This is a genomic window from Oleiphilus sp. HI0080 (assembly GCF_001635135.1).
Genome location: NZ_LWFU01000921.1, coordinates 1 through 970, shown reverse-complemented (window position 1 = coordinate 970; position 970 = coordinate 1). Strand labels below are relative to the sequence as shown.

The window sequence follows — 970 nt, the reverse complement described above, 5'->3', positions numbered from 1 at the left end:
TCTGCAATAACAGAGAAGTGGCCACCCTCTTCAGGCGCGACCTTATCTTTTAGGCGAGCATAGAAGGCGCGTAGATCTTCTGTTGAGAAGACATTATCTAGAGACAGCATCGGGATCCGATGCTGTACTTGTTTAAACTCATTGGAGGGTGCACTGCCAACACGTTGCGTTGGGGAGTCTGGGCGCTTTAGCTCGGGATGAAGCTCTTCGATCGCCTTGAGCTTTTGGAACAAAACATCATAGTCTGCATCCGAAACGCTTGGAGCACTGAGCACGTAATACCGGTAATTGTGCTCGTTGAGCTGGGCTGACAGATGCGCAACCTCATCCGCCAAACTCTCTACAGACTTTTGAGTCACCTTAACTTCCTAATATCAAGGCCGAGCCTTACAAAGCTGCTTGCGTTCAAACTCTCGAATGCGCTGCTTACTATGCTCAATAGTCTGTGACGTTAGAACGCTACGATTCTCATCTTTCAGCTCGCCCTGCAAGTTGTCGGCAAAGCACTTCGCTGTTTCGTACATAAACTCAAATGCTTTGAGGTAGTCTTTAGGGCCTGGAATACTCATAAAAAAACTCACACCAGGCGTTGTCAACGAATCGAGCTTGTCCGGATCAAAGTAGCCAGGTTCAACAGCATTCGCAACACTAAACTGAATAGGACTGAGCAAGTCCTCCTCATGACGGTGGAAGATCGACATATCGCCATGCTGCATGCCGCATGCTTCAAGTAACTTTTTAATTGCCGCACCGGAAAACACTTGCCCGGTTCGCGCATCGACGTTTATGACGATGACTTCATGATCTGGTGTTTCTTGAGCTGCCGTTTTGTCACTTTGTCTAGGCTTATTTGCGCCTTTCTTCTCGGGCGATTTAGCAACCTTGGCGGCGGCACTTTTACTGGCCTTCACTTTCTTAGAAACAGGCTTCTGCTTCGCGCTTATATCGCCAAAATCTTGATTATCAACCA

The 970-nt window shown here is 47.9% G+C and carries 1 protein-coding gene and 1 pseudogene; both read right to left on the bottom strand.

All coding sequences use genetic code 11. The features are described from left to right. A pseudogene (gene ligA, locus A3751_RS18085) lies at nucleotides 1-359 on the bottom strand (NAD-dependent DNA ligase LigA); the annotation flags it as partial. A gap of 15 nt (nucleotides 360-374) precedes the next feature. Next, the coding region (gene zipA / locus A3751_RS18080) for a cell division protein ZipA (protein WP_068458437.1) at nucleotides 375-970 on the bottom strand (596 nt) is incomplete at its 5' end.